The sequence below is a fragment of the Micromonospora sp. DT43 genome, from assembly GCF_049841645.1.
In the GTDB taxonomy this organism is placed as follows: Bacteria; Actinomycetota; Actinomycetes; order Mycobacteriales; family Micromonosporaceae; genus Micromonospora.
Genome location: NZ_JBNCKR010000018.1, coordinates 1 through 24,621, shown reverse-complemented (window position 1 = coordinate 24,621; position 24,621 = coordinate 1). Strand labels below are relative to the sequence as shown.

The 24,621-nt window shown below is 71.2% G+C and carries 22 protein-coding genes; 9 read left to right on the top strand and 13 right to left on the bottom strand.

The window, feature by feature from the left end; translation table 11 throughout:
• Positions 1 to 14 precede the first annotated feature (14 nt).
• Together sufB and ACLQ26_RS29685 are read right to left on the bottom strand one after the other, a co-directional pair.
• Positions 15 to 1,445, bottom strand: a complete 1,431-nt coding sequence (sufB, locus tag ACLQ26_RS29690; RefSeq protein ID WP_007462707.1) for a Fe-S cluster assembly protein SufB — start codon at positions 1,443 to 1,445, stop codon at positions 15 to 17.
• Positions 1,442 to 2,095 carry a helix-turn-helix transcriptional regulator gene (locus ACLQ26_RS29685; RefSeq protein ID WP_425747731.1) on the bottom strand — a complete coding sequence of 218 codons (654 nt, stop codon included), beginning with the start codon at positions 2,093 to 2,095 and terminating at the stop codon, positions 1,442 to 1,444. Before ACLQ26_RS29685 ends, sufB begins: the two co-directional genes overlap by 4 nt.
• A gap of 242 nt (positions 2,096 to 2,337) precedes the next feature.
• On the opposite strand from ACLQ26_RS29685, the gene ACLQ26_RS29680 reads away from it, so the two are divergent.
• Complete coding sequence (locus tag ACLQ26_RS29680) at positions 2,338 to 3,303, top strand: COX15/CtaA family protein (RefSeq protein ID WP_425747658.1); 966 nt, start codon at positions 2,338 to 2,340, stop codon at positions 3,301 to 3,303.
• Positions 3,304 to 3,418: 115 nt separating this feature from the next.
• Here ACLQ26_RS29680 and ACLQ26_RS29675 read toward each other — a convergent pair whose 3' ends face one another.
• From ACLQ26_RS29675 to ACLQ26_RS29665, 3 genes are all read right to left on the bottom strand, one after another.
• Positions 3,419 to 4,339, bottom strand: coding sequence for an ATP-grasp domain-containing protein (locus ACLQ26_RS29675; RefSeq protein WP_425747657.1), 921 nt, complete (start codon positions 4,337 to 4,339; stop codon positions 3,419 to 3,421).
• Between the two features lie 14 nt (positions 4,340 to 4,353).
• Complete coding sequence (locus ACLQ26_RS29670) at positions 4,354 to 4,689, bottom strand: hypothetical protein (RefSeq protein ID WP_425747655.1); 336 nt, start codon at positions 4,687 to 4,689, stop codon at positions 4,354 to 4,356.
• Positions 4,690 to 4,973: 284 nt separating this feature from the next.
• Positions 4,974 to 5,927, bottom strand: coding sequence for a heme o synthase (locus ACLQ26_RS29665; RefSeq protein ID WP_425747654.1), 954 nt, complete (start codon positions 5,925 to 5,927; stop codon positions 4,974 to 4,976).
• A gap of 265 nt (positions 5,928 to 6,192) precedes the next feature.
• Here ACLQ26_RS29665 and tkt point away from each other — a divergent pair, with 265 nt between their 5' ends.
• The 6 genes from tkt (at position 6,193) to pgl (ending at position 14,627) form a co-directional block, all read left to right on the top strand.
• Complete coding sequence (gene tkt / locus ACLQ26_RS29660) at positions 6,193 to 8,331, top strand: transketolase (protein ID WP_425747653.1); 2,139 nt, start codon at positions 6,193 to 6,195, stop codon at positions 8,329 to 8,331.
• A gap of 15 nt (positions 8,332 to 8,346) precedes the next feature.
• Positions 8,347 to 9,522: a transaldolase gene (gene tal, locus ACLQ26_RS29655; protein WP_425747652.1), complete on the top strand. Its 1,176-nt coding sequence runs from the start codon at positions 8,347 to 8,349 to the stop codon at positions 9,520 to 9,522.
• A complete protein-coding gene (locus ACLQ26_RS29650; RefSeq protein ID WP_425747651.1) occupies positions 9,519 to 11,168 on the top strand; it encodes a glucose-6-phosphate isomerase in 1,650 nt (549 codons plus the stop codon). The genes tal and ACLQ26_RS29650 overlap by 4 nt, the downstream gene beginning before the upstream one ends.
• Before the next feature lie 2 nt (positions 11,169 to 11,170).
• Complete coding sequence (gene zwf / locus ACLQ26_RS29645) at positions 11,171 to 12,724, top strand: glucose-6-phosphate dehydrogenase (RefSeq protein ID WP_425747650.1); 1,554 nt, start codon at positions 11,171 to 11,173, stop codon at positions 12,722 to 12,724.
• Entirely contained in the window at positions 12,721 to 13,737 is a 1,017-nt protein-coding gene (locus ACLQ26_RS29640; RefSeq protein WP_425747649.1) for a glucose-6-phosphate dehydrogenase assembly protein OpcA, read from the top strand. Before zwf ends, ACLQ26_RS29640 begins: the two co-directional genes overlap by 4 nt.
• 119 nt (positions 13,738 to 13,856) lie before the next feature.
• Positions 13,857 to 14,627 (top strand): 6-phosphogluconolactonase, encoded by a 771-nt coding sequence (gene pgl / locus ACLQ26_RS29635; RefSeq protein WP_425747648.1) that lies wholly within the window; start codon positions 13,857 to 13,859, stop codon positions 14,625 to 14,627.
• 32 nt (positions 14,628 to 14,659) lie between these two features.
• Here pgl and ACLQ26_RS29630 read toward each other — a convergent pair whose 3' ends face one another.
• From ACLQ26_RS29630 to rapZ, 8 genes are all read right to left on the bottom strand, one after another.
• Positions 14,660 to 15,004: an RNA polymerase-binding protein RbpA gene (locus ACLQ26_RS29630; protein WP_425747647.1), complete on the bottom strand. Its 345-nt coding sequence runs from the start codon at positions 15,002 to 15,004 to the stop codon at positions 14,660 to 14,662.
• A 139-nt stretch (positions 15,005 to 15,143) separates the two neighbouring features.
• Positions 15,144 to 15,404, bottom strand: a complete 261-nt coding sequence (gene secG / locus ACLQ26_RS29625) for a preprotein translocase subunit SecG (RefSeq protein ID WP_007462735.1) — start codon at positions 15,402 to 15,404, stop codon at positions 15,144 to 15,146.
• A gap of 95 nt (positions 15,405 to 15,499) precedes the next feature.
• Entirely contained in the window at positions 15,500 to 16,291 is a 792-nt protein-coding gene (gene tpiA / locus ACLQ26_RS29620) for a triose-phosphate isomerase (protein WP_358111316.1), read from the bottom strand.
• 2 nt (positions 16,292 to 16,293) lie between these two features.
• Positions 16,294 to 17,493, bottom strand: a complete 1,200-nt coding sequence (locus tag ACLQ26_RS29615) for a phosphoglycerate kinase (RefSeq protein WP_425747646.1) — start codon at positions 17,491 to 17,493, stop codon at positions 16,294 to 16,296.
• Positions 17,490 to 18,494 carry a type I glyceraldehyde-3-phosphate dehydrogenase gene (gene gap, locus ACLQ26_RS29610; RefSeq protein ID WP_363689666.1) on the bottom strand — a complete coding sequence of 335 codons (1,005 nt, stop codon included), beginning with the start codon at positions 18,492 to 18,494 and terminating at the stop codon, positions 17,490 to 17,492. The genes ACLQ26_RS29615 and gap overlap by 4 nt, the downstream gene beginning before the upstream one ends.
• Positions 18,495 to 18,759: 265 nt before the next feature.
• A complete protein-coding gene (gene whiA / locus ACLQ26_RS29605; protein ID WP_074312802.1) occupies positions 18,760 to 19,740 on the bottom strand; it encodes a DNA-binding protein WhiA in 981 nt (326 codons plus the stop codon).
• 54 nt (positions 19,741 to 19,794) lie between these two features.
• Positions 19,795 to 20,877: a gluconeogenesis factor YvcK family protein gene (locus ACLQ26_RS29600; RefSeq protein WP_425747645.1), complete on the bottom strand. Its 1,083-nt coding sequence runs from the start codon at positions 20,875 to 20,877 to the stop codon at positions 19,795 to 19,797.
• Entirely contained in the window at positions 20,874 to 21,764 is an 891-nt protein-coding gene (gene rapZ / locus ACLQ26_RS29595; RefSeq protein ID WP_358111429.1) for an RNase adapter RapZ, read from the bottom strand. Before rapZ ends, ACLQ26_RS29600 begins: the two co-directional genes overlap by 4 nt.
• Positions 21,765 to 22,018: 254 nt before the next feature.
• Here rapZ and ACLQ26_RS29590 point away from each other — a divergent pair, with 254 nt between their 5' ends.
• Both ACLQ26_RS29590 and recQ read left to right on the top strand, forming a co-directional pair.
• On the top strand, positions 22,019 to 22,363 hold the full coding sequence (locus ACLQ26_RS29590; protein ID WP_266244354.1) for a hypothetical protein: 345 nt from the start codon (positions 22,019 to 22,021) through the stop codon (positions 22,361 to 22,363).
• A 295-nt stretch (positions 22,364 to 22,658) separates the two neighbouring features.
• The gene (recQ, locus tag ACLQ26_RS29585) at positions 22,659 to 24,500 is read left to right on the top strand and encodes a DNA helicase RecQ (RefSeq protein WP_425747644.1); all 1,842 of its coding nucleotides are present in this window, start codon (positions 22,659 to 22,661) and stop codon (positions 24,498 to 24,500) included.
• Positions 24,501 to 24,621 lie beyond the last annotated feature (121 nt).

Genomic DNA, 24,621 nt, shown 5'->3' with positions numbered 1-24,621 from the left:
CGGGAGCGGCGGCGTCAGCCGACCGCGCCCTCCATCTGAAGCTCGATCAGGCGGTTCAGCTCCAGGGCGTACTCCATCGGGAGCTCCTTGGCGATCGGCTCGATGAAGCCACGCACGATCATGGCCATCGCCTCGTCCTCGCTCAGGCCCCGGCTCATCAGGTAGAAGAGCTGGTCGTCGCTGATCTTGGAGACAGTCGCCTCGTGCCCCATCGACACGTCGTCCTCACGGATGTCGACGTACGGGTACGTGTCCGAGCGGGAGATGGTGTCGACGAGCAGCGCGTCGCACTTGACGGTGCTCCGGCTGTGGTGCGACCCCTCCAGCACCTGCACCAGACCCCGGTACGAGGTGCGGCCGCCGCCACGGGCGATCGACTTGGAGATGATGGTCGAGGAGGTGTGCGGCGCGGCGTGCACCATCTTGGCGCCGGCGTCCTGGTGCTGGCCCTCGCCGGCCATCGCCACCGAGAGCACCTCGCCCTTGGCGTGCTCGCCGGTCATGTAGACCGCCGGGTACTTCATGGTCACCTTGGAGCCGATGTTGCCGTCGACCCACTCCATGGTCGCGCCCTCGTGGCAGACGGCGCGCTTGGTGACCAGGTTGTACACGTTGTTCGACCAGTTCTGGATGGTCGTGTAGCGGCAGCGCGCGTTCTTCTTGACGATGATCTCCACGACCGCGCTGTGCAGCGAGTCGGAGGAGTACAGCGGCGCGGTGCAGCCCTCGACGTAGTGCACGTACGCGCCCTCGTCGACGATGATCAGCGTCCGCTCGAACTGGCCCATGTTCTCGGTGTTGATCCGGAAGTACGCCTGCAGCGGGATCTCCACGTGCACGCCCTTCGGCACGTAGATGAACGAGCCGCCGGACCACACGGAGGTGTTCAGGGCGGCGAACTTGTTGTCGCCGACCGGGATCACCGTGCCGAAGTACTCCTTGAAGACGTCCTCGTGCTCGCGCAGCGCGGTGTCCGTGTCCAGGAAGAGAACGCCCTGCTCCTCAAGGTCCTCACGGATCTTGTGGTAGACGACCTCGGACTCGTACTGCGCCGCGACACCGGCGACCAGACGCTGCTTCTCCGCCTCCGGGATGCCCAGCCGGTCATAGGTGTTCTTGATGTCCTCGGGCAGGTCCTCCCAGCTGGTGGCCTGCTTCTCGGTGGACCGCACGAAGTACTTGATGTTGTCGAAGTCGATCCCGGTGAGGTCCGCACCCCAGGCGGGCATCGGCTTGCGGCCGAACAGCCGCAGACCCTTCAGGCGCAGGTCGAGCATCCAGGCCGGCTCGTTCTTCTTGGCCGAGATGTCCCGCACCACCGCCTCGTTGATGCCGCGCTGGGCGACCGCCCCGGCGGCGTCCGGGTCGGACCAGCCGTACTCGTAGCGACCCAGGGCGGCGAGCTGCTCTTCCTGGGTCAGGGGCTGGACGATCTGCTCGGTCATCTATCTGTCCTCACAGTGGTGACGGGATTACCGGATTGGGCGCGGCCCGGCTGGGTCGGGATGTGCGTGGTGCACACCCCGTCGCCGTGCGCGATGGTGGCCAGGCGCTGCACGTGGGTGCCGACCAGACGGGAGATCACCGCGGTCTCGGCCTCGCACAGCTGGGGAAACTCGGCGGCCACGTGCGCCACCGGGCAGTGGTGCTGGCAGAGCTGGCCGCCGGAGGCGATCGTGGTCGCGTTGGCAGCGTAACCCTCGGCGGTGAGCGCTCCGGCGAGTGCCTCGGCCCGCGCCAGGGGCTCGTCGCCGGCGTCCTCCATGGCGGCCCGGCAGCGCGACTCCAGCGCTGACACCTGCTCGGCGGCGAACGCCTCGACCGCGTCCGGACCGCCGCTGCGGGCGATCCAGCGCAGCGCGGCGGTGGCCATGTTGTCGTAGTGGTGTGTGCCACAGCGGACGCGCGCCGCCTCGGTCAGCACGAACACCTTGGCCGGACGTCCTCGACCGCGGCTGCCCTGCACCGCCTGCTCGCGGGCGACGACGTCACCGTCGGCGAGCATCGCGTCCAGGTGCCGGCGGATCGCCGCCGGGCTCAGGCCGAGCGCCAGGCCGAGCTGCGCGGCGGTGGTCGCGCCCCGCTCCAGCAGCAGCTGGGTGACGCGGTCCCGGGTCGAGCTTTCCGTGGCGGCGCCACCGAGGGTCGACGACGGGGCCCCGACGAGGGCGGACGCGGACGCGCCGACGGCCGGGACAGCCGTCGACTGGTGCCCGGAGAGCGCCGCCGCGTTTTTCACAACACCAACGTTACGTAATTACCGCAACGGTCGCAAACCCGGGCTCCGGTGATCCGAACCACCGACCCGACGGAGTCGGACGAACCTCGATCACTACGGTGCGTAGGATTTGCGCCGTGAACCGTATCGTCCGTCCGGTCTCCGGCACCCTGCTGCGCCGCCTCGCGCTCGCCTCGATCATCGCGAACCTCGGCATCGTCGTCACCGGCGGGGCGGTCCGGTTGACCGCGTCGGGCCTCGGCTGCCCCACCTGGCCCCGGTGCACCGACGACTCGTACGTCACCACCCCCGAGATGGGCGTGTACGGGGTGATCGAGTTCAGCAACCGGCTGCTGGCCTTCGTGGTGGGCCTGATCGCGCTGGCCACCGTGCTGGCCGTGCTGGCACACCGGCCGCGCCGCCGCGGACTGCTGACCCTCGCCGTCGCCGTCTTCCTGGGCATTCCCGCCCAGGCGGTGATCGGTGGCATCACGGTGCTCACCGACCTCAACCCGTGGGTGGTCGGGCTGCACTTCCTCGCCTCGATGGCGGTGATCGCCGCCGCGTACGCCCTCTGGCGTCGGGCCGCCGAGCCGGACGGCCCGACGGTCGCCGTGGTGCCCACTCCCCTGCGCGCGTTGGCCCGGGTCACCACAGGCGTCGCCGTGGCGGTGCTGCTCGTCGGCACCTGGGTCACCGGCAGCGGCCCGCACGCCGGGGACCACGGCGCGGCCCGCAACGGGCTGGACCCGGAGTCGATCTCCCAGGTCCACGCCGACGTCGTCTTCCTGCTGATCGGCCTGTCGGTGGCGTTGATCTTCGCGTTCCGCGCGGTGGGAGCGGCCCGGGCCACCCGGGCCGCCGTCGTCCTGCTCGCGGTGGAGCTGGGTCAGGGGCTCATCGGCTTCGTGCAGTACTTCACCCACGTGCCGGCGATCCTGGTCGGCGCGCACATGCTCGGCTCGTGCCTGGTGCTGCTGGCCGCGCTGTCGGTGCAGTGGTCGACACGCGAGCGCCGCCCGAGCACCGCGCCGACCTCCCCGGCCACTCCGGTCGAGGCCGAAGCCGTCCCCATCAACGCCTGACGTCCCGCGCCGCGCGGGCCGCCATGGTGGCGAGATCGACTCGGCTTCCTGGAAGTCGGTCCATCAGACGGGCCTGGAAACCGCGACTTCAAGGAACCCGAGTCGATCGCAAGGGTCAGGCGTGGCGGGCCAGGTGGGTGGCGATCGCGGCGGCGAGGCGGTCGGGGGCGCCGTCGGCGTACCCGATGAAGAGCGACGGTTCGGTCAGCTCCAGTTCGACGAGGACCGGGTCACCGTCCGGGCCGGGGATCAGGTCGACCCGGGCGTAGAGCAGTTGACGCGTGCCGCCGGGCACCGCGCCGAGGGTCTTCTCGGCGACCGCGAGCTGTTCGGGTCGGGCGGCGCGAGCGCTGATCTCCTCAGCCTTGTAGAGCCCGTCCGGGCCGAGGTCCGGGCCGGTCAACATCGGGCCCTTGCGGATGGCGTGGCTGTACGCGAGCCCGTCCGGACCGGCCAGGAAGAGCAGCGCCGTCTCGCCCTCGCTGTCGACGGCGCTCAGGTACGGCTGAACCATTGTCGTCCGGCCGGCGGCGGAGAGCCGGTGAACGTGGGCGGCGGCCAGATCGCGGTGCTCGGGGTCGGCCAGGTCGTACCGGCCGGTGTCCTGACTGCCGGCGCTTACCGAGGGCTTGAGCACGTACTCGCCGGTGTCGGCGGGCGGCGACCAGGTCTGCCCGGGCTCGACCCAGGACGTGGGCACGGTCGGTACCCCGGCGGCGCTCAGCTCGGCCAGGTAGCGCTTGTCGGTGTTCCACCGGACCACGTCGGCCGGGTTCACAAGCGTCGGCACGGTTGCCGCCCAGGCGACGAACTCGTCGCGACGCAGGGCGTAGTCCCACGGTGAGCGGAGCACGACCAGGTCGTACGAGGACCAGTCGGCGCCCGGGTCGTCCCAGACGACCGCCTCGGCGGCGATCCCCCGGGCGGTGAGCGGGTCGAGGACGAGGCGGTCGTCGGGGTCGAGGTCGACCAGTTCGGCGCAGGTGACGAGAGCGACCCGGGGTTCCCCCCGGGTCGACTGGTGGTGGTTGGTCAATTCAGCTGTCTATCTCAACGGGCCATCGTGCGCCGGGCCATCGACCGCCAGAGGTCGTTGCTCGGTCGCATCTGGTCCATCAGTTCACGCTCCCAGGCGTTCTCGACGGTGACTCCCGCCTTGGCGCACGCCTCCCGGGCGGTGACGGTGTCCTCGGCGAACTGGTCGCCCCACTCACCGTCGGTGCCCACGAGGACGATCCGCGCGCCGCGCTTACCGACGTACTCGATGACGGCCTTCGCGCCGCCGTGCTCGGCGGCGAACGACTTGAGGCCCGCGACCAGGCCGTGCGGGGCCTGCTCGCCGGCGGTCTGCTCGGCCGTCAGCGTCGTATCGGAACCTTCTGCCATGACGCGAAGCCTAAGCAGAGTTGCACTCGCGCGGGCGAGAACCATGAACCTTTTGTGATGCCAATTACCTACAGGTTTAAGGTAGGCAACAGCCAGCCTGCCCGGTTATATCCGGACTTTTCCGTACTAACTAGTCGGTCGAATCCGGTTCAGTCTCCGCGAGTTGAGTCGATCCGACTCATGCCGAAAGTTACTCTGATGTGACGTTAAACCCGGACAACTCATCCATAACCGCGATTGGACGGTCGATTTTCGCCAGAGACGCGCGGGAATCCCGCGACGCGTCAGATCAGCGCGTCGAGCGCTACGGCCACGAAGACGATCGTCAGGTACGTCGTCGACCAGTGGAACAGCCGCATCGGCTTGACCGCCTCGCCGCGCGTCGCCCGCCGGCAGAGCCGGTGCGCCTCGACCAGGAAGACGGCACCCACCACGAGCGTCGGCACCCCGTAGATCGCGCTGAGGCCCAGCGGCCAGACCGCGAGGGAGGTGAGCACGGTGAGCCAGGCGAAGATCAGGATCTCGGCGTTCACCCGGCGGACGGAGGCCACCACGGGCAGCATCGGGATGCCGGCGCGGGCGTAGTCGTCCTTGTACTTCATCGCGAGGGGGTAGAAGTGCGGCATCTGCCAGAAGAAGACCACCGCGAACAGCCCCCAGGCCGCCGGGGCCAGCCCGCCGGTGACGGCCGCCCATCCGATGAGCACCGGAGCGGCCCCGCAGGCGCCTCCCCAGAACGTGTTCGTCGGGGTGGAGCGCTTGAGCCACAGCGTGTAGACGACGTCGTAGTAGACGATCGCGGCCAGGGTCAGCCCGGCGGCGAGCAGGTTGGTGAACGCCGCCATCAGGACGATCGAGATCGCCGCCAGCACCAGACCGAAGACGAGCGCGTTGCGCGGCGAGACCGTGTGCGCCGGCAACGGGCGCCGTTTGGTCCGCCGCATCAACTGGTCGATGTCCCGGTCGATGTAGCAGTTGAGCACGCTTGCCGCACCCGCGGCGAGCGAGCCACCGATGAGCACCACGGCCATCAGCCACAGCGACGGCAGGCCCTCGTCGGCGAGCATCATCGCCGGGATGGTGGTGACCAGCAGCAACTCGACGATGCGCGGCTTGGTGAGCGCCACGTACGCCGAGAGGATCGCGCGCACGTCCCGCCGCGCCACCGGACCCTCGGCCGCCCGCGCCGGAGGCTGCCCGGCGGGGTTGCTCGCGGGGCGCTCGGTGATCATGCTCACGGATTGCCACCTTCCGGCATCGGCACGGGGAGATCGAGTCGGCGGGGCCCGCTCGGGGACCGCACACCGACCCACACACTACGCGTTGTCGTTTTAGCTGCCCGGCCGACCCGACAACGGTGCGGGCCGTCACACCACCGGGTTGAACGTCTGGGCGCAGAGTCACGTACCGCACACCATGCGGAGATCCCCGGGCGGACGTTTAGTCGCGCTCGATAGGGTCATCAGTGAGGGTTCCGCCCATCTGCCGAGGAGCACAACCATCGTGGCTGCCAACCGACCCGAGCACTCCGAACTCAACTGGTCCGACCTCGATCGCCGGGCTGTCGACACCGTCCGCGTCCTGGCCATGGATGCCGTCGAGAAATCCGGCAACGGCCACCCGGGCACCGCGATGAGCCTGGCGCCCGCGGCCTATCTTCTCTTCAACCGGGTCATGCGGCACAACCCGGCCGACCCGAACTGGCCCGGCCGGGACAGGTTCGTGCTCTCCGCCGGCCACTCCAGCCTCACCCTCTACATCCAGCTCTTCCTGTCCGGCTACCCGCTGAGCCTGGACGACCTGAAGTCGCTGCGGCAGTGGGGCTCGATGACGCCGGGTCACCCGGAGCACGGCCACACGCCGGGCGTGGAGACCACCACCGGCCCGCTCGGGCAGGGCCTGGGCAACGCGGTCGGCATGGCGATGGCGGCCCGTCGCGAGCGCGGCCTGTTCGACCCGGAGGCCGAGCCGGGCGCGTCGGTCTTCGACCACAACATCTGGTGCATCGTCTCCGACGGCGACATCGAGGAGGGCATCAGCCACGAGGCCAGCGCCCTCGCCGGGCACCAGCAGCTGGGCAGCCTCACGGTGATCTACGACGACAACGAGATCTCGATCGAGGACGACACCCGCATCGCCAAGAGCGAGGACGTCGAGGCCCGCTACGAGGCGTACGGCTGGCACGTGCAGACCGTCGACTGGCGCAGCGGTGACGCCGACCAGGGTGACTACCACGAGGACGCCGAGGCGCTGTACCGCGCGCTGGTGGCCGCCAAGGCGGAGACCGGTCGCCCCTCCTTCATCGCCCTGCGCACCATCATCGGCTGGCCCGCCCCGAACAAGCAGAACACCGGCAAGATCCACGGCTCGGCGCTCGGCGCCGACGAGGTGAAGGCCACCAAGCGGATCCTCGACTTCGACCCGGAGCAGACCTTCCAGGTCGACGAGGAGGTGCTCGCGCACGCCCGCAACGTGATGGGCCGCGGCTCCGACGCCGAGCAGCAGTGGACGAGCGCGTTCGACGCCTGGAAGAAGGCCAACCCGGAGCGCACCGCGCTCTACGAGCGGATGGCCGGCCGGGTGCTGCCGGACGGCTGGACCGACGCGCTGCCGGTCTTCCCCGCCGACGCCAAGGGTGTCGCCACCCGGGCCGCCTCGGGCAAGGTGCTGGAGGCGCTCGCGCCGGTGCTCCCGGAGCTGTGGGGCGGTTCGGCCGACCTGGCCGAGAGCAACAACACCACAATGAAGGGCGAGCCGTCGTTCATCCCGGCCTCCCACGCCACCAAGGACTTCCCCGGCCACGAGTACGGCCGCACCCTGCACTTCGGCATCCGTGAGCACGCCATGGGCGCGGTCCTCAACGGCATCGCACTGCACGGCGGCACCCGCCCGTACGGCGGCACCTTCCTGGTCTTCAGCGACTACATGCGCCCGTCGGTGCGGCTGGCCGCGTTGATGAAGCTGCCGGTGACGTACGTCTGGACGCACGACTCGATCGGCCTGGGCGAGGACGGCCCGACCCACCAGCCGGTGGAGCACCTGACCGCGCTGCGCGCCATCCCGGGTCTGGACGTGGTCCGCCCGGCGGACGCCAACGAGACGGCGTGGGCCTGGCGGCAGGCGCTGCTGCACACCGACCGGCCGACCGCGCTGGCGCTGAGCCGCCAGCCGCTGCCGACCCTGGACCGCGACGTCCTGGGTGGCGCGGACGGCGTGGCCAAGGGCGGCTACGTGCTGGCCGAGGCGTCAAACGGCAAGCCCCAGGTGATCATCGTCGGCACCGGCTCCGAGGTGCAGCTCTGCCTGACCGCCCGGGAGCGGCTGGAGGCCGACGGCACCCCGACCCGGGTCGTCTCGATGCCCTGCCAGGAGTGGTTCTACGAGCAGGATGAGGCATACCGGGAGTCGGTGCTCCCGCGCGGGGTAAAGGCACGGGTGAGCGTGGAGGCCGGGATCGCCATGTCCTGGCGCGGCATCGTCGGTGACCTCGGCGAGAGCGTCAGCCTGGAGCACTACGGGGCGAGCGCCCCGCACACCGTGCTCTTCGAGCAGTTCGGGTTCACTCCCGACCGGATCGTGGCGGCGGCACACGCCTCGCTGGCCCGGGTGGGCGACATCACCGGTTTCACGACCGGCAACTGAGGGAGCGTGGACGGCATGACGGACAAGCTGAATGAGCTCACCGCCGCGGGTGTGGCGGTGTGGCTCGATGATCTTTCCCGGGTACGTTTGAGCTCCGGCGGGCTGGACAAGCTCCGCCGTGAGAAGCACGTCGCGGGCGTCACCACCAACCCGACGATCTTCGCGAAGGCGTTGAGCGACGCGGACGAGTACAACTGGCAGCTGCACGACCTCGCCACCCGTGGCGTGGACGTGGAAGAGGCCGTGCGGATGCTCACCACGTACGACGTGCGGTGGGCCTGTGACGTGATGCGCCCGTCGTACGACGGCAGCGAGGGCGTCGACGGCCGGGTCTCCATCGAGGTGGACCCGCGCAGCGCGCACGACGCGGACAAGACGCTGGCCGAGGCCAAGGCCCTGTGGTGGCTCGTCGACCGCCCCAACCTCTTCATCAAGATCCCGGCCACCGAGGAGGGCCTGTCGGCGATCACCGACACCCTCGCCGAGGGGATCAGCGTCAACGTCACGCTGATCTTCGGTCTGGACCGCTACTCGGCCGTGATGGAGGCGTTCCTCGCCGGCCTGGAGCAGGCCAAGGCCAACGGTCACGACCTGTCGAAGATCGGCTCGGTGGCGTCCTTCTTCGTCTCCCGCGTCGACTCCGAGGTCGACAAGAGGCTCGAGAAGATCGGCTCCGACGAGGCCAAGGCCCTGAAGGGCAAGGCCGCCGTCGCCAACGCCCAGCTGGCGTACGAGCGCTACACCGAGGTCTTCTCCTCCGACCGCTGGAAGGCGCTCGCCGCCGCCGGCGCGCACCCGCAGCGGCCGCTGTGGGCCTCCACCTCGACGAAGAACCCGGACTACCGGGACGTGATCTACGTCGAGGAGCTGATCGCGCCCGGCACTGTCAACACCATGCCGGAGTCGGTCATCCACGCGTACGCCGATCATGGCGAGACCCGCGGTGACACCGTCACCGGCGCCTACGACGCGGCCCGCAAGGTCTTCGCGGACCTGGAGTCGGTCGGGGTGGACATGGCCGACGTGATCGCCACCCTGGAACGCGAGGGCGTGGAGAAGTTCGAGGCGAGCTGGCAGGAGCTGCTCGACGGCGTCCGCAAGTCGCTGGAGGCGGCGGCGAAGGGCAAGGGCGCGCCGAACAAGGCCGCCAAGGGCAACGCCAAGGGCGCCGAGAAGGCCGGTGGGGCATGAGCGACCTGCTTTCAGGACCGGTGGAGGCCGCCGCCGGTCTCGCCGTGTACGGCGCGGACGCGGTCGACAAGTCCGCGCCCGCCTCGACCCGGGAGGCGCTGGTCAAGGCCGGCGTCCCGGGCAAACTGGCCGCCAAGGACGCGGGCCTGTGGGGTCCGGACGCCGAGGCCGAGGCGAAGGTCCGGCTCGGTTGGGTGGACACCCACCGGCGCAGCCGGGAGTTGCTGGCGCAGTTGGCCGAGCTGAAGGCCGAGCTTGCCGACCTGGACCACGTGGTGCTCGCCGGGATGGGCGGCTCGTCGCTCGCCCCCGAGGTGATCACGCGGACCCTGGGCCGGCCGCTGACCGTGCTGGACACCACCGACCCGGGTCAGGTCCGGGCGGCCCTCGGTGACCGGCTGGAGCGCACCGTGGTGGTCGTCGCCAGCAAGTCCGGCTCGACCGTGGAGACCGACAGCCACCGGCGCGCCTACTGGCAGGCGTTCCTGGACGCCGGGATGACCGAGGCGGAGGCCGGCCGGCACTTCGTCATCGTCACCGACCCGGGTTCGCCGCTGGAGGCGACAGCTACCGAGATGGGCGCGTTCACAGTGCTCGCCGACCCGAACGTGGGCGGCCGGTACTCGGCGCTCACCGCGTTCGGGCTGGTGCCCTCGGCGCTGGCCGGCGTCGAGGTCGCCGAGCTCCTCGACCAGGCCGACGCGCTGGCCGAGTCGCTCGCCGGAGACAGCGACAACCCGGCGTTGGCGTTGGGCGCCGCGCTGGGCGCCGCGGCCACGCTGGCCCGCGACAAGGTCGCCCTGGTGTCCGACGGCACCGGCATCGACGGCCTGGGCGACTGGGCCGAGCAGTTGATCGCCGAGTCGACGGGCAAGGCCGGGGTGGGCATCCTGCCGGTCGTGGTCGAGTCTCCGCAGAGCCCCGGCGCCAGCGGCCCGGACGTGTTGACCGTCAGCTACGGCGGCGCGCTGACCGCCGGTGACGTGCCGGGCGGCGGCGCCGACCCGGACGTGGCAGTCAACGGCCCGCTCGGCGCGCAGTTCCTGGCCTGGGAGTACGCCACGGCGGTGGCCGGCGTGGTGCTCGGCATCGACCCGTTCAACCAGCCGAACGTCACCGAGTCCAAGGAGAACACCAACAAGATCCTGGCCTCGGGCCTGCCGGCGGAGACGCCGTCGTTCACCGAGGGCGCGATCGAGGTGTACGCGCCGCAGGGCGCACCCGGTGACCTGGCCGGCGTGCTGCGCTGGCTGCTCGACGGTCTCGGCGACGACGGTTACCTCGCGGTCATGGCGTACCTGGACCGCTTCGCCGACGCCGACGCGGCCCGGCTGCGGCCGCTGCTGGCGCAGGCGGGTGGCCGGCCGGTCACCTTCGGCTGGGGTCCGCGCTTCCTGCACTCGACGGGCCAGTACCACAAGGGCGGCCCGCAGGTGGGCAGCTACCTCCAGGTGACCGGGGCGGTCACCGAGGACCTGGCGGTGCCGGGCAAGCCGTACACCTTCGGTGAGCTGCAGGCGGCACAGGCCGCCGGCGACCGGCAGGCCCTCGCGGGTCGGGAGCGGCCGCTGCTGCGGTTGCACCTGACCGACCGGGCAGCCGGCGTCGCCCAACTACTCAACGCGGCCGGTGAGCTGCGGGCGTGAGGATGGACGCTGTGACAGAAGCGGAGCGAGAAGGCGGTTCGGTGAACCCGCTGCGCGACCCGCAGGACCGCCGGTTGCCCCGGATCCCCGAGCCGTGCGCTCTGGTGATCTTCGGGGTGACCGGCGACCTGGCCCGCAAGAAGCTGCTCCCCGCGGTCTACGACCTGGCGAACCGGGGGCTGCTGCCGCCCGGTTTCGTGGTGCTCGGCTTCGCCCGCCGCGACTGGGGTGACGGCGACTTCGAGACCCTCGCGTGCGAGGCGGCCCGCAAGCACGCCCGCACCCCGTGGCGGGACGAGGTCTGGGCACGGTTGGCCGGCAACATCAAGTTCGTCGGCGGGTCGTTCGACGACGACGCGGCGTTCGACCAGCTCGCCTCGACGCTCGACGACCTGCGCCAGACCCACGGGATCGCCGGCAACGCGGCGTTCTACTTCTCCATCCCCCCGGCCGCGTTCCCCGTCGTGCTCAAGCAACTGGCGCGCACCGGGATGGCCGACAACGAGAAGTCCGGCGGCTGGCGCCGGGTGGTGGTGGAGAAGCCGTTCGGCAACGACCTGCCGTCGGCGAAGGCACTCAACGACCTCGTCGACGACGTGTTCACCCGCGAGGACGTCTTCCGGATCGACCACTACCTGGGCAAGGAGACCGTCCAGAACATCCTGGCGCTGCGGTTCGCCAACAACCTGTTCGAGCCGCTGTGGAACTCGAAGTACGTCGACTCGGTGCAGATCACCATGGCCGAGGATGTCGGCATCGGCAGTCGCGCCGGCTTCTACGACACCGTCGGCACCGCCCGCGACGTGTTGCAGAACCACCTGCTGCAACTCCTGGCCCTGGTGGCGATGGAGGAACCGACAAGCTTCGACGCCGACGAGATCCGCGCCGAGAAGCTGAAGGTGCTCAAGGCGATCACCCTGCCGAAGGACGTGGCCCGGGACACCGTCCGCGGCCAGTACCTGCCCGGCTGGGTGGGCGGCGAACGCGCGGTCGGCTACCGGGAGGAGCGGGACGTTCCCGCCGACTCCACCACGGAGACGTACGTGGCGGTGCGGCTGGGCATCCAGAACCGGCGCTGGGCCGAGGTGCCGTTCTACATCCGGGCCGGCAAGCGGCTGCCCCGGCGGGTCACCGAGGTCGCCATCATGTTCAAGAAGGCGCCGCACCTGCCGTTCAACGACGCCGACATGGAGTCGCTGGGCAACAACCAGCTCGTCATCCGGGTACAGCCGGACGAGGGCGTGGTGCTCAAGTTCGGCTCGAAGGTGCCCGGCACCACCATGGAGGTCCGCGACATCGCGATGGACTTCCAGTACGGCGAGGCGTTCACGGAGTCCAGCCCCGAGGCGTACGAGCGCCTGGTGCTGGACGTGCTGATCGGGGACCGCACCCTGTTCCCGGACGCCGCCGAGGTCGAGCAGAGCTGGCAGGTGATCGACCCGCTGGAGCACGCCTGGGAGGGCACCACGCCGGAGCCGTACCGCGCCGGCGAGTGGGGACCGCGGGCGGCCGACGAGATGCTGGCCCGCGAGGGCCGCGCTTGGAGAAGAGCATGATCGGGCTGTGGGACACCACCGGCAACGAGGTGGTCAAGGCGCTGGCCGCCGAGCGGCGCAGCGCCGGTGGTGTGGCCAGCGGCATGGCGCTCACCCTCATCGTGGTGGTGGACGAGAAGCGGGTCCGGGAGGCGGAGGCGGCGGCGACCATCGCCGCCGCCGCCCACCCGTGCCGGCTGGTGGTGGTGGTCCGCTCCGACATCGAGCGGGAGCGCAACCGGCTGGACGCGGAGATCGTGGTCGGTGGCCGGCTCGGCCCCTGCGAGGCGGTGGTCACCCGGATGTACGGGCGCCTCGCCCTGCACGCCGAGTCGGTGGTGATGCCGCTGCTGGTGCCGGACGTGCCGGTGGTCACCTGGTGGCACGGCGAGCCGCCGGCGGAGATCGCCACCGACTTCCTCGGGGTGGTCGCCGATCGCAGGATCACCGACTCGGCGCAGGCCGCCGACCCGGTGGAGGCGCTGCGGCAGCGTGCCCGGGACTACGCGCCGGGCGACACGGACCTCGCGTGGACCCGGATCACCCCGTGGCGGACCCTTGTCGCGGGGGCGTTCGACACCGCCAGCGAGCAGGTTGTCGAGGCGACGGTCGTCGCGCCGCCGAGCGACCCGACGGCGGCGCTGATGGTCGGTTGGCTGTCCAGCCGGCTCGGCATCACCCCGCACCGGGTGGACACCGACGAGTTCCCCCGGATGCGGGAGGTGCGGCTGAGCTGCGCCAACGGCGACCAGCTGACGCTGACCCGCGAGGACAGCATGGCGGTGTTCCGGCGTACCGGCCAGGACGACCGGGCCCTGCCGCTGGTCCGTCGGCCGCTCGGCGACGAACTGGCCGAGGAGCTGCGTCGACTGGACGCCGACCAGGTGTACGCGGAGGCGCTCGGCGCGACCGCCGGCCTGCGGGGTCTGGAACAGCGCCCCCCGCAGCGGGTGCACGTCTGGAAGGATCCGGCCACGGCCCAGCGCGCCGAGGCCGGGGTCACCGCGCACACCGGCACGAGCGGCGAGAGCTGAGCCGGAGCACACCCGAGGGCCGGGACGCACGTCCCGGCCCTCACCGCCACCCCGGACGTGGCGTCCGGGCACGACGCGACAGCGACCGCCCAGCGGTCCGGAAACGAAGGCAACAACCCATGAGTGAGGCGAGTGTCGCCGTCCACGCCGACGCCGACCTGCTGGCGCAGGCCGTGGCGGTCCGGTTGCTGGTGAAGTTGCTCGACGCCCAGGCCGACCGGGGCGAGGCCGCGATGGTGCTCACCGGCGGGCGCATCGCCGCGGCCGTGTACCGGGCGGTGGCGCAGTTGCCGGCCCGCGACGCGGTGGACTGGTCCCGCGTCGACGTGTGGTGGGGTGACGAGCGGTTCCTGCCCGCCGGCGACCCGGAGCGCAACGAAACCCAGGCCCGCGCCGCCCTGCTGGACGTGGTGCCACTGGACCCGGCCCGGGTGCATCCCATGCCGGCCTCCGACGGCCCGGCCGGCAACGACCCCGAGGCGGCCGCCGCCGCGTACGCCGACGAGTTGGCCCGGGCCGCCCGGCCGGGGCACGCCGCGCTGCCGCACTTCGACGTGCTGATGCTCGGCGTCGGCGAGGACGGGCACGTCGCCTCGGTCTTCCCCGAGCACCCGGTGCACTACGAGACGCGGCCGGTCAGCGCGGTGCGGGGCAGCCCGAAGCCGCCGCCGGTGCGGACCACGCTCACCCTGTCGGCGATCAACACGGCCGAGGAGGTCTGGCTGGTGGCCGGCGGCGCGGACAAGGCCCGTGCGGTGGGCATGGCGCTGGCCGGCGCCGGCCCGGTGCAGCTGCCGGCCGCCGGGGTGCACGGCGTGGACCGTACCCGCTGGTTGCTGGACCGCGCTGCGGCCGCCGACGTGCCCGCCCGGCTGCGTAGCCTGCGCTGAGCGACAGGGAGGGCCCCGCGCGGGGCCTTCCTCTAACTCTCGCCCCGGCGGCGGCGCAGCTTGGCGAGCGCCTCCGCCAGCAGCGCCTCGCCCTCCTCGGCGGTACGCCGCTCCTTCACGTACGCCAGGTGGCTCTTGTAGGGCTCGGCGCGGACCCGCCCGGGCGGGTTCTGCGCGTCCGGACCGGCGGGCAGCCCGCAGCGGGGGCAGTCCCACAGCGGCGGCGCCGTGGCGTCGGCCGCGATCCGGATGTCGGTCCGGTGGTCGTTGCGACACCAGTAGGTGACGTCCTGTCGGGGTGCGGGTTGGTGCCGCTCGTCCGGGCGCATGGGTGCGGACCCGACGCGGGCGCCGCGGATGACGTTGCCACTGGGCACGGCTGCTCGCTCCTGTCGTCGGAGGGGACCCGCCGCCGTCGGGGATGGGCGGCGGGCGACGCGGTGCAGCGGAGAAAGGACTGCGCGCGGCCCGTCGAGTGACGGACCGCGCGCAGATTGTACGACTTAGCGGGCCTGCTCAGGTGCCGCTGTTCATCTGGAGGCGGAGCCAGAGCCCCAGCCCGACGATCGCCGCGAACCAGACGACACCCACCAGAACGGTGTAACGGTCCAGGTTCTTCTCGGCCACCGAGGAGCCGGCGAGGCTGGAGCTGACGCCACCGCCGAACATGCTCGACAACCCGCCGCCCTTACCGCGGTGCAGCAGGATGAGCATGGTGAGCAGGATGCTCGTGATGACCAGCAACACGATCAACGTGTATGCGAACCAGATCGGCATGGCTGGGGGCAGTCCTCTCGTAGCGATCCTCGCCCGGACAGGTCGGGCACGGCGGCACCGGCCGGTGGACGGGCGGTGTCCAGGATAGCGAGCGATCAGCGAGCGATGTGCTCGGGGAACCGGCAGATCTGCGCGAATTCTTCCGCGTCCAGGCTGGCGCCGCCCACCAGGCCCCCGTCCACGTCCGGCTGGGCCATGATCGAGGCGACGTTCGACGCCTTGACCGAGCCGCCGTAGAGGACCCGGACGGCGTCGGCGGTCTCCTGGTCGAGGCGCTCCGCCAACCGCTGGCGGACCGCACCGCAGACCTCCTGGGCGTCCTCCGGCGTCGCGGTCTTGCCGGTGCCGATCGCCCAGACCGGCTCGTACGCGATGACGACCTGGCGCACCTGCTCGGGGGTGAGCCCGGCGAGGCCCCCGTCGAGCTGGTCGGAGCAGTGCGCCACGTGGGTGCCCTGCTCGCGGATGTCCAGCCCCTCCCCCACGCAGAGGATCGGGGTCAGGCCGTGCGTGAGCGCCGCCTTCACCTTCGCGTTGACCACGCCGTCGTCCTCGTGGTGGTAGGCCCGCCGCTCGGAGTGGCCGACCACCACGTACGTGCAGCCGAGCTTGGCGAGCATCGCGCCGGAGATGTCCCCGGTGTACGCGCCGGCGGCGTGCGGGGAGAGGTCCTGCCCGCCGTAGCCGATCAGCAGCTTGTCGCCGTCCACAGCCGTCTGCACGGTGCGCAGGTCGGTGAATGGCGGCAGCACTACCGTCTCGACCTCGGTGAGCTGCTTCTCGGTGAGGCTCGCGGCCAGCTTCTGCACAAGCAGGTTGGCCTCGAGGTGGTTGAGGTTCATCTTCCAGTTGCCGGCCATCAACGGCCGACGGGTCGTGCTCGCCATGCTCAGTTCTCCAGGGCCGCGATGCCGGGGAGGGTCTTGCCCTCCAGGTACTCCAGGGAGGCGCCGCCGCCGGTGGAGATGTGACCGAAGCTCGACTCGTCCAGCCCCAACGCCCGTACCGCAGCGGCGGAGTCACCGCCACCGACGACGCTGAACGCGTCGGCCTTGGTGATCGCCTCGGCGATCCCCCGCGTGCCGGCCGCGAACGCCGCCATCTCGAACACGCCCATCGGGCCGTTCCAGAAGATCGTCTTGGCCTGGGACAGGGCGGCGGCGAAGCCGGCGACCGTCTCCGGGCCGACGTCCAGGCCGAGCCGGTGACTCGGGATGCCGTCGACGCGGACCGTGTCGTGCGCGGCGTCCGGGGCGAACGCGTCAGCGACCACCACGTCGACCGGGAGCATGATCTTGCCTGCGGACCGCTCCAGCAGGTTGCGGCAGGTCTCGACCATGTCCTTCTCGAGCAGCGAGGTGCCCACCTCCAGGCCCTGGGCCTTGAGGAAGGTGAAGCACATCCCGCCGCCGATGAGCAGCCGGTCGACGGTGGGCAGCAGGGCCTCGATCACCGCGAGCTTGTCGGAGACCTTGGACCCGCCGAGCACCACCACGTACGGCCGCTCGGGCTCGCTGGTCAGCTTGGAGAGCACCTCGACCTCGCGCAGCACCAGCCGGCCGGCCACGTGCGGGAGTCGCGCCGGCACGTCGTAGACGCTCGCGTGCTTGCGGTGCACGGCGCCGAACGCGTCGTCGACGTACGCGTCGCCGAACGCGGCGAGCTGGTCGGCGAACGCGCCCCGCTCGGCCTCGCCCTTGCTGGTCTCACCGGCGTTGAAGCGCAGGTTCTCCAGCAGGGCGACCTGGCCGTCGGCCAGGTCGGCGACTGTGGAACGGGCCGAGTCGCCGACCGTGTCGGTGGCGAAGTGCACCGGAGCGCCGAGCAGCTCACCGAGCCGGTCGGCGACCGGACGGAGGCTGAACTGCGGGTCCGGAGCACCCTTCGGGCGGCCCAGGTGCGAGCAGACGACCACCTTCGCGCCGGCCTCGACCAGCGCGCCGAGCGTCGGCAGCACCGCGCGGATCCGGCCATCGTCACTGATGGCACCGGTCTGCTTGTCGAGCGGGACGTTCAGGTCGGCGCGCACCAGCACGCGCCGACCCGACACCCCCTCGGCGAGCAGGTCGTCGAGGGTCCGGATGCTCACAGCGACGAACCGACCAGCTTGACGAGGTCGACGAGCCGGTTGGAGTAGCCCCACTCGTTGTCGTACCAGCCGACGACCTTGACCTGGTTGCCGACCACCTTGGTCAGCGGCGCGTCGAAGATGCACGACGCCGGGTCCGTGACGATGTCGCTGGAGACGATCGGGTCCTCGTTGTAGACCAGGATGCCCTTGAGCGGGCCATCCGCGGCGGCCTTCAGCGCGGCGTTGACCTCGTCCACGGTGGTCTCACGACCCACGTTGACGGTGAGGTCGGTGACCGAGCCGGTCGGGATCGGCACCCGCAGCGCGTACCCGTCGAGCTTGCCCTTCAGGTCCGGCAGGACCAGGCCGATGGCCTTCGCGGCGCCGGTCGAGGTCGGGACGATGTTCAGCGCGGCGGCCCGGGCACGACGCAGATCCGAGTGCGGCGCGTCCTGCAGGTTCTGGTCCTGGGTGTACGCGTGGATCGTCGTCATCAGACCGTGCTGGATGCCGAACGTGTCGTGCAGGACCTTCGCCATCGGGGCGAGGCAGTTGGTGGTGCACGAGGCGTTGGAGATGATGGTGTGCTTCGCCGGGTCGTAGGTGTCGTGGTTGACACCCATGACGACGGTGACGTCCTCGTTCTTCGCCGGGGCGGAGATGATGACCTTCTTGGCCCCGCCGTCGACGTGCGCCTTGGCCTTGGTGGCGTCGGTGAAGAAGCCAGTCGACTCGATGACGACGTCGGCGCCGACCTCGCCCCACGGCAGCGCCGACGGGTCCCTCTCGGCGTACGCCTTGATGGTCTTGCCACCGACGGTGATCTCGTCGGCGGTGGCCTTGACCTCGTACGGCAGGCGGCCGAGGATGCTGTCGTACTTGAGCAGGTGGGCGAGCGTGGCGTTGTCGGTCAGGTCGTTCACCGCCACGACCTCGATGTCGGCGTCGGACGCCAGCACTGCCCGGAAGAAGTTACGGCCGATTCGGCCGAAGCCGTTGATGCCAACCCGGATGGTCACAGGTCCCATCTCCTCGCGTTCTGGTCCGCCGGCTGCAGACAACGCGCCGGCGGGAATGGTGTGCGCCGACCGTTGGAGCCGGCCGCTGACGGTTCATCTCGGCCACCCCGCCGCGCGGTCTGAGGACCTGACCGCCCGAGGCGGTGGGCACGGCGAGGAGTGCCGGTGTCGGCCCCCTTGCCGTACGCAGCGACCCTATCCGAGCGCGTGAGACCACGCTGCGCCGGGGCGTGCTCCCGCCGCACCGTACGACCCCACCGTCCTATCAGACCACGAGCATGTCGGGCGTGACGGCCGCTTCGGTATCCGGGATGCCGAGGTCCCGGGCCCGCTTGTCGGCCAACGCCAGCAGACGCCGGATTCGTCCGGCGATGGCGTCCTTGGTCAGCGGAGGCTCGGCCAGCGCGCCCAGCTCCTCCAGCGACGCCTGCCGGTGCTCGAGGCGCAGTCTCCCTGCGTCGGTGAGGTGGTTGGGCGCCTCGTCGGCAAGGATCTCCAGCGCCCGGGTCACCCGGGCTGCGGCGGCAACTGCCGCCCGCGCCGAGCGGCGCAGGTTGGCGTCGTCGAAGTTGGCCAGCCGGTTGGCGGTGGCCCGCACCTCGCGGCGGACCCGACGCTCCTCCCAGGCCAGCACACTGGAGTGCGCGCCGATGCGGGTGAGCAGCGCGGCGATCGCGTCGCCGTCCTTGACCACCACCCGGTCCACCCCGCGCACCTCACGGTTCTTCGCGGTGATGCCGATCCGTCGGGCCGCGCCGACAAGCGCCAGCGCCGACTCCGGCCCGGGGCAGGTGATCTCCAGCGCGCTGGAGCGGCCGGGCTCGGTGAGCGAACCGTGCGCCATGAACGCGCCCCGCCACGCCGAGACCGCACAGCAGACGTTGGCCGCCACCACGTGCGGCGGCAGCCCGCGCACCGGCCGACCCCGCACGTCCAGCAGACCTGTCTGCCGCGCGAGCGCCTCACCGTCCTTGACCACGCGGACGATGAAGTGGCTGCCCTTGCGCAGCCCACCGGACGCCAGCACGTGGATCTCGCTGGGGTAGCCGTAGACCTCGGCGATCTCCCGCCGCAACCGACGCGCGACCGCCCCGGTGTCCAGCTCAGCCTCCACCACCACACGGCCGGAGACGATGTGCAGCCCGCCGGCGAAGCGCAGCAGCGCAGCCATCTCCGCCCGCCGACAGCAGGGCTTGGGCACGTCGACCCGACTCAGCTCGTCCTTGACCGCAGCCGTCATCGCCATTGTGCGTCCCCTCACGGACCTGTTCCGGCGTGTCGCCGGAGATTACGTACGTGTCTAACGATCGGCACCCAGGACAGGCACCAGCGCGGCGCCCAGGGCAGCCGGATCATGGCGGGGAGTGCCGTCGGTGACGGCGACGGGGGCGAGGACCAGGCGGGCACCAAGCGATTCTGCCGCACGTTCGACCGGTTCAGGGTCACCCACCGCCTTGGCGTCCGCGAGCACGAGATCAACCTTGAGCTCGGGCAGGTACCAGCGCAGCGCCTCCAGATGATCGGCGACCGAGAGGCCGAGGGTCTCCTTCTCCGCGGCCAGGTTCAGCGTGACCAGCCGCCGGGCCGAGCTGGACACGATCGCGTCGGCCAACTGCGGCACCAGCAGGTGCGGCAGCACGCTCGTGTACCAACTGCCCGGACCGAAGATCAACCAATCCGCCGCACCGATCGCCGCCAGGGCCTCGGCACAGGCCGCCGGGGCGGCCGGGGTGAGGCGCAGCGACTCGACCCGCCCGGTGGTGACCGCCACCTGGTGCTGACCGCGCACGGTACGCACCTCGTCCGGGGCGGCCGGGTCGACGCCGCGCACCCGCGCCTCGATGCCGACCGGCTGCCGCGACATCGGTAGGACCCGTCCGACCGTACCGAGCATCGCCCCGGCGTGCTCCAGCGCGGCCACCGGGTCGCCGAGCAGCTCCATGAGGCCGCAGAGCACCAGGTTGCCCACCGCGTGCCCGGCCAGCCCGTCAGCGCGGGCTGCCGTCGGTCCCGCGCCCTGGGCTGTGCCGTCTGCGCCCGGGCCGCGCGGGTCCGGGCCGTCGGTTGCCGCCGGGTTCGGGTCGGCTTCGCCGAGCGGGGGTACGCCGGCAGTCGGCGCGGCGGCGAAGCGGTGCTGGAACAGCCCGGCGCTGCGTCGGGTGGCCGGATGGTCACCGGCCAGCGCGACGAGGGCCTGCCTGAGGTCGCCGGGGGGCAGGCCGCCCCGCTCGGCACGCAGCCGGCCGCTGGACCCGCCGTCGTCGCCGACCGTGACCACGGCCGTGATGTCCAGGTCGAGTTCGGGGGCGCAGTGGCGCAGCGCGCGCAGCGACGCGGACAACCCGTGCCCGCCGCCGAATGCCACCACCCGGCGCGCCGTCATTCCCGCCCCAGGTCGCGGTGCTGCGCGTTGGCGGCCAGCCCCGACTGGCGCAGCCGGCCGGCCAGCTCCTCGGCGATGGCCACGCTGCGGTGCTTGCCCCCGGTGCAGCCCACGGCGACCGTCAGATATCGCTTGCCCTCGCGCTCGAACCCGGCGGTGGTGGCGTTGACCAGGTCGGCGTACGAGGCGACGAAGGCGTCCGCGCCCTCCTGACCCAGCACGTACGCGCTTACCGCCTCCTCCCGCCCGGTGTGCTCGCGCAGCTCCGGCACCCAGTACGGGTTGGGCAGGAACCGGGCGTCCAGCACGAAGTCGGCGTCCGGCGGCAGGCCGTACTTGAAGCCGAACGACAGCACGGTGACCCGCAGCCGGCGGGCGTCCTCGCCGCCGAACAGCTCCTCGATGCGCCGGCGGAGCTGGTTGACGTTCAGGTGGCTGGTGTCGATGATCACGTCGGCCTGGTCGCGGGCCTCCTCCAGCAGGCCGCGCTCCACGGCGATGCCGTCGGCGAGTCGCCCGTCGCCCTGCAACGGGTGCGACCGCCGGACGCTCTCGAACCGGCGGATCAGCACCTCGTCGTCGGCGTCGACGAACACCACCCTGGGCGAGAAGCCCCGCTCCTTCAGCTCGCGGATCGCCCCGGCCAGGTCGGTGGAGAAGGCCCGCGAGCGCACGTCCAGGACCATCGCCGTACGCCGGGCCGCGCCGCCGGCCTTGAACGCCAGCTCGGCCATGTCGAGCATGAGCGCCTGCGGCAGATTGTCCACGACGTAGTAGCCGACGTTCTCCAATGCCCGGGCGACGGTGCTACGACCGCCACCGGACAGCCCGGTCACCACCACCAGGGTGGTCTCCGACTCGGCCGTCGGCTGCCCGTCCGTGGCCACCGGAGGATCGGTCCGGTCCCCGTGTGTGCGCGCCTCGCTCACCCGTACCCCCAAGCCGTGGCGCCGCGGCCGCCATCGGCCGCGATTGGTCAATCAGCGACTCTATCCCGCCGCCCGCCGTCGGATCGGGCGCGTCCGCGCCCGGTGAGCGCGGGTCGCCCTCCCGACAGTCCCAGCCCCTTGATGACGATCAGTAGTCTTCTATACGCTCCTCGTGATCGCCGCAGGTCAAGGCCGCTATCTGGGAGGGTGCGATGCACGATCTGGCGGACAAGAACAAGTACGTCGGTTTCCTGTTCATGCGGATCAGTCCGGAGTACTTCGCCCTCGGCCGGGAGGGCATCCACGAGGTCTCCGCCGAGCACGCCCGGGATCTGGGCCGCTTCGCCAAGCAGCTCACCCACGTCGTGTGCACCGGAGTGAACGGCAAGTACGACCAGGTCACCATGGTCGAGGCCGACACCCTGGAGGAGATCAACGCCGCGGCCACCGCGTTCCGGATGGGCGCCAAGGCCCGCTACATCGAGATCGTCGACATCGTGGTCGGGATGAAGGCCCCGCCCCGCGGCCTGGCCAACCGGTCCAGCCAACCGAGCTGACCGGGCGGTCGGCCCTCAGGCGTGCCCGACCCTCGGGCGCGCCTGAGGGCGTGCGACACGGCCTTCTGCTCCGCCTCAGCGTTGATCGACTCGGGTTCCTGCAAACCGGGGTGTCAGAGCGGAAGGACAGCGCGGATTCCATGAACGCGAGTTGACCGTGGCACCGACGTACCTGCCCGTCCCGCGACCGAGCGCGCCGTCGGGCCGCGACGGGCCGCCGGCACTCGCGGATGCGATGGGCGCGTCGGGCAGGTGTGCGGCCGTTGGTGTCGGGGGCGGCTCGTAGACTCCGCGCATGGCTTTCCCCACCGAGCTGCGCGTCGAGGGCGCGCTGGACGTGCTGCGCCGGGTGTTCGGCTACGACGCCTTCCGCGGCTTCCAGCAGCAGGTCATCGACCATGTCGTCGCCGGTGGCGACGCGCTGGTGCTGATGCCCACCGGTGGCGGCAAGTCCCTGTGTTACCAGGTCCCAGCCCTGGTCCGCGACGGCGTGGCGGTCGTCGTCTCCCCGCTTATCGCGCTCATGCAGGACCAGGTAGACGCGCTCACCGCGGTCGGTGTCCGCGCCGGCTTCCTCAACTCGACCCAGACCTTGGACGCCCGGCGGCGGGTGGAGGCCGCGTTCGTCGCCGGCGAGCTGGACCTGCTCTACCTCGCCCCGGAGGCGCTCGGCGTCCGATCCACCCTCGCCCTGCTGGACCGTGGGCGCATCTCCCTGTTCGCGATCGACGAGGCGCACTGCGTGTCCCAGTGGGGGCACGACTTCCGGCCCGACTACCTGGCGCTGTCGATGCTGCACGAGCGCTGGCCGCAGGTCCCCCGGATCGCGCTGACCGCCACCGCGACAAGCGCCACCCGCACCGAGATCGCCGCCCGGCTGGGGCTCGACGACGCGCGACACTTCGTGGCCAGCTTCGACCGGCCCAACATCCAGTACCGGATCGTGCCCAAGCGGGAACCCCGCAAGCAACTGCTGGCACTGCTGCGTGACGAGCACCCCGGCGACGCCGGCATCGTCTACTGCCTGTCCCGCGCCTCCGTCGACAAGACCGCCGAGTTCCTCGTCGCCAACGGCATTGCCGCCCTGCCGTACCACGCCGGTCTGGACGCGACCACCCGCGCCACCAACCAGCAACGGTTCCTCCGCGAGGACGGCCTGGTCATGGTGGCGACCATCGCCTTCGGGATGGGCATCGACAAGCCGGACGTACGCTTCGTCGCCCACCTCGACCTGCCCAAGTCCGTCGAGGGCTACTACCAGGAGACCGGCCGCGCCGGCCGCGACGGGCTACCGTCCACCGCCTGGCTGGCGTACGGCCTCCAGGACGTGGTCCAGCAGCGCAAGATGATCGAGACGTCCGACGGCGACCTCGCCCACCGGCGCAACCTCGCCGCGCACCTGGACGCGATGCTCGCGCTCTGCGAGACGGTCCGCTGCCGACGGGTGCAGCTGCTCGAATACTTCGGCGAGACGACCCCGACGGCCTGCGGCAACTGCGACACCTGCCTCAACCCACCGGAGTCGTGGGACGGCACCGTCGCCGCCCAGAAGCTCCTGTCGGCCGTCTTCCGCCTCGACCGCGAGCGCAACCAGCGGTTCGGCGCCGGGCACTGCATCGACATCCTGCTCGGCAAGCAGACCGACAAGATCAGCCAGTACGGTCACGACGCGCTTACCGTATTCGGCATCGGCACCGAGCTGAGCGAGGCCGAGTGGCGGGGCGTGGTCCGGCAACTCCTCGCCGAGGGGCTGCTCGCCGTGGAGGGCGACTACGGCACCCTCGCACTGACCGAGGCGAGCACCGAGGTGCTCGGCCGCCGCCGCACCGTCACGATGCGCCGCGAGCCGGAACGGCAGACGTCGAGCCGGTCGTCGAAGCCGCGCGGCTCGGCCACAGTCGTCGCCGAGCTGACCCCGGCGGCCGCGTCGGTCTTCGAACGGCTGCGGGCCTGGCGCGCGGCCACCGCCAAGGAACAGGGCGTCCCGGCGTACGTCATCTTCCACGACGCCACCCTCCGGCAGATCGCGGGCGACGCGCCCACCTCCCTGGCCGAGCTGTCGCGGGTCAGCGGGGTCGGCGAGAACAAGCTCGCCAAGTACGGCGAGCAGATCCTGGCCGTCCTCGCCAACGACTGAGGTCATGCCGAAGGGCCGGACCCCGTGGTGGGGTCCGGCCCTTTCGGTGGTGTTGCTGGGTGTGTGGGTCAGCTGGTGGCGTAGCCGCGGGTGGCGATCCAGTCGGCGAGGTGCTCGACGC

Bases quoted from the DNA above. Each gene is read 5' to 3' on its own strand.
- whiA (WP_074312802.1), bottom strand. From the start codon at position 19,740: ATGGCGATGACGGCTGCGGTCAAGGACGAGCTGAGTCGGGTCGACGTG.
- ACLQ26_RS29590 (WP_266244354.1), top strand. From the start codon at position 22,019: ATGCACGATCTGGCGGACAAGAACAAGTACGTCGGTTTCCTGTTCATG.
- ACLQ26_RS29640 (WP_425747649.1), top strand. From the start codon at position 12,721: ATGATCGGGCTGTGGGACACCACCGGCAACGAGGTGGTCAAGGCGCTG.
- ACLQ26_RS29650 (WP_425747651.1), top strand. From the start codon at position 9,519: ATGAGCGACCTGCTTTCAGGACCGGTGGAGGCCGCCGCCGGTCTCGCC.
- ACLQ26_RS29600 (WP_425747645.1), bottom strand. From the start codon at position 20,877: ATGACGGCGCGCCGGGTGGTGGCATTCGGCGGCGGGCACGGGTTGTCC.
- tal (WP_425747652.1), top strand. From the start codon at position 8,347: ATGACGGACAAGCTGAATGAGCTCACCGCCGCGGGTGTGGCGGTGTGG.
- zwf (WP_425747650.1), top strand. From the start codon at position 11,171: ATGGACGCTGTGACAGAAGCGGAGCGAGAAGGCGGTTCGGTGAACCCG.
- tpiA (WP_358111316.1), bottom strand. From the start codon at position 16,291: ATGGCGAGCACGACCCGTCGGCCGTTGATGGCCGGCAACTGGAAGATG.
- pgl (WP_425747648.1), top strand. From the start codon at position 13,857: ATGAGTGAGGCGAGTGTCGCCGTCCACGCCGACGCCGACCTGCTGGCG.
- secG (WP_007462735.1), bottom strand. From the start codon at position 15,404: ATGCCGATCTGGTTCGCATACACGTTGATCGTGTTGCTGGTCATCACG.
- recQ (WP_425747644.1), top strand. From the start codon at position 22,659: ATGGCTTTCCCCACCGAGCTGCGCGTCGAGGGCGCGCTGGACGTGCTG.
- ACLQ26_RS29670 (WP_425747655.1), bottom strand. From the start codon at position 4,689: ATGGCAGAAGGTTCCGATACGACGCTGACGGCCGAGCAGACCGCCGGC.
- sufB (WP_007462707.1), bottom strand. From the start codon at position 1,445: ATGACCGAGCAGATCGTCCAGCCCCTGACCCAGGAAGAGCAGCTCGCC.